General features: G+C 70.9%; 4 protein-coding genes. 1 reads left to right on the plus strand and 3 read right to left on the minus strand.

Annotated features, from left to right (window positions below; translation table 11 throughout):
- Positions 1-555: 555 nt before the first annotated feature.
- From tyrS to argH, 3 genes are all read right to left on the minus strand, one after another.
- Positions 556-1824: a tyrosine--tRNA ligase gene (gene tyrS / locus ACFSE6_RS18840; RefSeq protein WP_388011108.1), complete on the minus strand. Its 1269-nt coding sequence runs from the start codon at positions 1822-1824 to the stop codon at positions 556-558.
- 70 nt (positions 1825-1894) lie between these two features.
- Entirely contained in the window at positions 1895-2524 is a 630-nt protein-coding gene (locus tag ACFSE6_RS18845; protein WP_388011111.1) for a DNA-3-methyladenine glycosylase, read from the minus strand.
- Positions 2521-3984, minus strand: a complete 1464-nt coding sequence (gene argH / locus ACFSE6_RS18850) for an argininosuccinate lyase (protein WP_388011114.1) — start codon at positions 3982-3984, stop codon at positions 2521-2523. Before argH ends, ACFSE6_RS18845 begins: the two co-directional genes overlap by 4 nt.
- Before the next feature lie 129 nt (positions 3985-4113).
- Between argH and ACFSE6_RS18855 the strand changes: the two genes are divergently transcribed.
- On the plus strand, positions 4114-5361 hold the full coding sequence (locus ACFSE6_RS18855) for an arginine deiminase (RefSeq protein ID WP_388011117.1): 1248 nt from the start codon (positions 4114-4116) through the stop codon (positions 5359-5361).
- Positions 5362-5528 lie beyond the last annotated feature (167 nt).

Raw genomic sequence — 5528 nt, forward strand, 5'->3', positions numbered from 1 at the left:
ACACCAACCAAAAAAGCCAGCACGCAGGCATCCCACATGGCATCAAAAAACTTGGCACACTGTTGAGTTCTCAAAAAACAGACACACACCGTGCGAGCGCGGACACCTCGGCCCGGCTCGATTCGGGGAAGTCCGACCGGCTCGCACCAGCTCGGCGAGCCTCATCGAGGTGCTTCGCTGTTGCTTCCGGCCCTCCCGGGACCGACGACAACCGGCAGATGCCGGAAGCGGGATCCTCGGGGTTCTGCTCCGGGGGACCGTCCTCGAGCTTTCCGCTCTTGTCCGTGCCTCCCGTCCGGTGCAGCAGGAAGTACATTACGGGCCGCCCGGGACCTCGTCAACTGAGCACCGTGAGGCCCTCGCCACACCCGTGGCGGCGCGCTGACCTGCACAAACGCTTGGGCGAGCCGGCCGTGCCGCCGTCGGCTCGCGACGGCGGCACGGTGAGAGCTGACCCACAGTCGTTCACCGGCGTGTCACGCGCCGGTGGCCTACGCATCTGTGGCAGCGGCCGCTGTGGTCGTGCCGTCGGCAGGGCTTCAGCACGAGCGTGGCTCAGTCTGTCGGGGTTGCGGCCACCGCGAGCGTCTTACGCCCCTTGCGCAGCAGGGTGTAGCCCCCCTCGAGGAGGTCCGCCCGGGACAGGGTCTGGTCGACGTCGGTGACTTTCGCATTGTTGACGTAGGCACCGCCGCTGGCGATGGTCCTTCGCGCCGCGTTGCGGCCCTTCTCGAGACCGGTCGCGACGAGCAGATCGACCACGGTGGATTCTCCCACGACGGCCTCGGTGCGGGGGAGTTCCGCGACGGCGTCGCGCAGGGTGCCGGCATCGAGGGCATGCAGATCGTCGGCGCCGAAGAGGGCCTGGGAGGCGCGGCGCACCCGCTCCGTCGCATCGCTTCCGTGGACGAGCGTGGTCACGTCTTCGGCCAGAGTCCGCTGTGCGGCACGCGCCTGCGGCGCCTCGGTGACGGACTGCTCGAGGTCGTCGATCTCCGCCCGCGAGCGAAAGGTGAAGATTTTGAGGAACCGGACCACGTCGGCGTCGTCCGTGTTGAGCCAGAACTGGTAGAAGGCGTACGGGCTGAGCATGTCCGGGTCGAGCCAGATCGCCCCGCCCTCCGACTTGCCGAACTTGGTCCCGTCCGCCTTGGTGATCAGCGGCGTCGTCATGACATGGACCGTCTCCCCCGCAGCCTTACGGATGAGGTCCGCGCCGGCGGTGAGGTTCCCCCACTGGTCGTTGCCGCCGGTCTGCAGGGTGCAGCCGTACCGCCGGAACAGCTCGAGGAAGTCCATGCCCTGCAGGATCTGGTAGCTGAACTCGGTGAAGGAGATGCCCTCCTCGCTCTGCAACCGCCGCGCCACCGTGTCCTTGGCGAGCATCGTGCCGAGCCGGAAGTGCTTGCCGACGTCCCGCAGGAAGTCGATGGTCGTCAGGCCGCCGATCCAGTCGAGGTTGTTGACCATCCGGGCCCCCGCCTCGCCGTCGAAGTCCAGCAGGCGCTCGATCTGACCCCGCAGCTTGTCGGTCCAGCCGGCCACGGTCTCCTTGTCGTTCAGCACCCGCTCACCGGACATGCGCGGGTCACCGATCATGCCGGTGGCGCCGCCGACCAGGGCCAACGGCCGGTGGCCGGCGAGCTGCAGATGCCGCATGAGGATCAGCTGCACGAGGTGGCCGTGATGCAGGCTGGGTGCGGTGGGATCAAACCCGCAGTAGTACGTGACCGGCCCCTCGGCCAGCGCCGCACGCAGCGCGTCGATGTCGGTGTGCTGGGCGATCAGGCCGCGCCACCGGAGCTCGTCGAGGATGTCGCTCACTCGTCTGCCTTTCTGACTCTGTCGGGGGCCGGAACGGGCCGTTACCAGTGTGCCCTGTCCGGCCACGGGATCACGTGCGCCGACGGTGGCGTCGCACGCCCGGGCGGTAGGTCGAGACCGTGGGATCACCGTCGATCCAGAAGCGCCACGGGAACGTGGTCCCGTCGCCGCCGGGGCCCGTGAGCCCCACGCGGGGACCGGTCCTGACGTCCGCTCGTCTCGGCGGTGGCGCGAGCTCGAGTTCCGCGCGTCCGCCGACGGCCAGCTCGCGTCCGCTGTCCTGTCCGGTCAGGCCGAGGGCTTGGGCGAGCCGGGCCGGGCCACGGGCGAGGTCCCGGTCGGAGCGCGCTGCACGCCTCCGGGACCGGGCCAGGTCGATGCCCCGCACCACCTCGCCACCGCGGAGCAGCAGTGCCGAGGCGCTCCCGGGGCGGCCGCACACGATGTTGCTGCACCAGTGCATGCCGTAGGTGAAGTACACGTACAGCCGTCCGCCGGCGCCGAACATGGGGGCCGTCCGTGCCGTCTGCCCGCGGTAGGCATGGGAACCGGGGTCGAGCTCACCGCTGTAGGCCTCGACCTCGGTGAGCCGGATCGCGACGGCCCCCGCCTCGTCGCGTACGACGATGGTGCACCCGAGCATGTCCCACGCCGCCTCTTCGGCGGGTCGGCTCAGGAGCTCGGCCCAGGGAGTGCTCATCCGGTCGGGTGGGAGCGCCCGTCCGCACCGGCTCGGCCCGCGGCCCAGGTCCGCAGCGCGCCCGACTGCTCCTGTGCACGGGCGAGCTGTTCGGACACCCGTACCGGCGCGGTCCCGCCCCGGCCGTCGCGTGAGGCGACCGAGCCTTCGATGGTGAGCACGTCGCGCACGGCGGGAGTCAGGTGGTCGCTGATCTGGGCCAGCTCGGCGTCGGTGAGATCGGGCAGGTCCTTGCCCTCCTCCTCGCAGCGGCGGACGCAGGCGCCGGCCACCTCGTGCGCCGCACGGAAGGGCACGCCCCGACGCACGAGCCACTCGGCGATGTCGGTGGCCAGCGAGAAGCCTTGCGGTGCGAGGGTCGACATCCGCTCGGTGTCGAACCGCAACGTCGCCACCATGCCCGAGACGGCCGGCAGGAGGACCTCGAGCGTGTCGACGGCGTCGAAGACGGGCTCCTTGTCCTCCTGGAGATCGCGGTTGTAAGCCAGCGGCAGCCCCTTGAGCGTGGCGAGCAGCCCGGCCAGGTCACCGATGAGCCGGCCGGACTTACCGCGCGCGAGCTCGGCGACGTCGGGGTTCTTCTTCTGCGGCATGATGCTCGAGCCGGTCGAGTAGGCGTCGTCGAGGCCGGCGAAGCCGAACTCCTTGGTCGCCCAGATGACGACGTCCTCACTGAGCCGGGACAGGTCTACGCCCGTCATCGCGCACACGAAGGCGAACTCGGCGACGACGTCGCGCGAGGCCGTGCCGTCGATGGAGTTCTCGACGGCGGCGTCGAACCCGAGGTCCGCCGCGACGGCGTCAGGATCCAGGCCGAGGGAGGACCCGGCCAGCGCACCGGATCCGTAGGGAGAGATACCTGCCCGTGCGTCCCAGTCTCGGAACCGCTGCACGTCCCGCAGCAGCGGCCACGCGTGCGCCAGGAGGTGATGTGCCAGCAGCACCGGCTGGGCGTGCTGGAGGTGTGTCCGGCCCGGCATGATTGCCGTCGGGTGCGCGGCCGCCTGCCCGACCAGCGCGTCCACGACGTCGAGGATCTTGCCGGCGAGCATGCCGGCGGCCGCACGCAGGTACATCCGGACCTCGGTGGCGATCTGGTCGTTGCGCGAGCGCCCGGCACGGAGCTTGCCGCCGAGCTCCGGGCCGGCGCGTTCGATGAGGCCGCGTTCGAGTGCGGTGTGCACGTCCTCGTCCTCAGGCGCCGCCGCGAATGCCCCGGAGGCGACGTCGGCCTCGAGACGATCGAGAGCGTCGAGCATTCCGGCGAGTTCGTCCTTCTCGAGCAGGCCGGCGGAGTGCAGCACGCGGGCGTGGGCCCGGGACCCGGCAATGTCCTGCGGGGCGAGGCGCCAGTCGAAGTGCGTGGACCGGCTGAGCTCGGTGAGGGCGTCGGCCGGTCCGCCGGAGAAGCGGCCGCCCCACAGGCTGAGCCGGTCCGCGGAGGCGTCGGAAGAGGTCATGGTCCCGATCTTGCCGTGCCGTGCCGCTCGGGTGCGAACCACGGCCGTTCCACGAACGCCGGGCAGGATCGGGATCGGTGACGGGTGGGGCCGCCGGTTTCCGCGGCACGGGCGTGAGAACGTAGGGCGATGGTGACCGGTACGCCGTACGTGGGGTCGGAAGTGGGGCGTTTGCGGGAGGTGATCGTCCACCGCCCGGGGATCGAGCTGCTGCGCCTGACGCCCGAGACGATGGACGAGCTGCTCTTCGACGATCTGCTGTGGGTACGGCGCGCGCAGGAGGAGCACGCGGAGTTCTGTGCCGTGCTCGCCGGCGCCGGCGCCGAGGTGTTGGAGCTCTCCGACCTGGTGCGCGAGACCGTGACGGTGCCGGCGGCGCGGGAGTTCGTCCTCGAGCGGACCTTCGACGAGCGGGTGCACGGGCCGGCCGCGGCGCCGGTGCTGCGCGCGACGGCGGAGGCGATGGACGAGGCTCGGCTCACGGACCTGCTCATCGGCGGCCTGACCAAACGGGAGCTGCTCGAGCTCACCGACGAGCCGCGCTCGGTGGTCCTGCATGCGCTCGGCCCGGACGACCTCGTGGTCGCCCCGCTGCCGAACCATCTGTTCACCCGGGACGCCTCCTGCTGGGTCTACGACGGCGTCGCGGTGAACTCGATGCGGATGCCGGCGCGCGTGCGCGAGTCGGTGACCTACGAGGCCGTCTACCGCTGGCACCCGCGCTTCGCCGCTGCGACGTTCCACCGGTGGTCCGACGGCCCGGCCGACGGCGCGGCGACCGTGGAGGGCGGTGATGTCCTCGTTCTCGGTGGCGGCGCCGTCGTGGTGGGAATGAGCGAGCGCACGACACCCCAGGGGGTCGAACGGCTCGCCGAACGGCTGTTCGCCGCCGGCTCGGCCGACCGTGTCGTCGCGCTCGCGATGCCGAAGGCGCGGGCGTTCATGCACCTCGACACCGTGATGACGATGGTCGACGAACGCTCGTTCCTCACGTACGCCGACCTGGGGATGCTGCCGTCGTACACCATCACCCCTCGCGGCAGCGGGGCCGAGCCGGGTGAGGTCGAGCTGGAGATCGCCGACCACCCGCCCGAGCGCATGCACGCCGCGATCGCCGAGGCGCTCGGACGCGACGGCCTGCGCGTCCTCACCCCGGAGCAGGACGTCCACTCCGCGGCCCGCGAGCAGTGGGACGACGGGTGCAACGCGCTCGCGGTGGCCCCGGGTGTGGTCGTCACCTACGACCGGACGATGACGTCGAACAGCTACCTGCGCGAGTCCGGCGTCGAGGTGCTCGAGGTGCCGGGCGCCGAGCTCGGCCGGGGCCGCGGCGGGCCCCGGTGCATGAGTTGTCCGACCGTGCGCGAGGACCACTGAGCCGCCAGGTGCACATCATCGACAAGTCGGCACACCATCGACGAATCGGCACAGGAGTGACGAGTCGCCGGCGGGTCAGACACCCCATGGCGTTTTGATGTCAAGCCGCAGCGTGGTGCTCGTGGGCCCAGGCCGTCGCTTCGTCGTAGGGGGTGCCGGTCTTCAGG

The organism is Georgenia deserti (assembly GCF_042680605.1).
Taxonomy (GTDB): Bacteria; Actinomycetota; Actinomycetes; order Actinomycetales; family Actinomycetaceae; genus Allobogoriella; species Allobogoriella deserti.

Coding starts and splice junctions, on each gene's coding strand:
- ACFSE6_RS18845 (WP_388011111.1), bottom strand. CDS start 2,524: ATGAGCACTCCCTGGGCCGAGCTCCTGAGCCGACCCGCCGAAGAGGCG.
- argH (WP_388011114.1), bottom strand. CDS start 3,984: ATGACCTCTTCCGACGCCTCCGCGGACCGGCTCAGCCTGTGGGGCGGC.
- ACFSE6_RS18855 (WP_388011117.1), top strand. CDS start 4,114: ATGGTGACCGGTACGCCGTACGTGGGGTCGGAAGTGGGGCGTTTGCGG.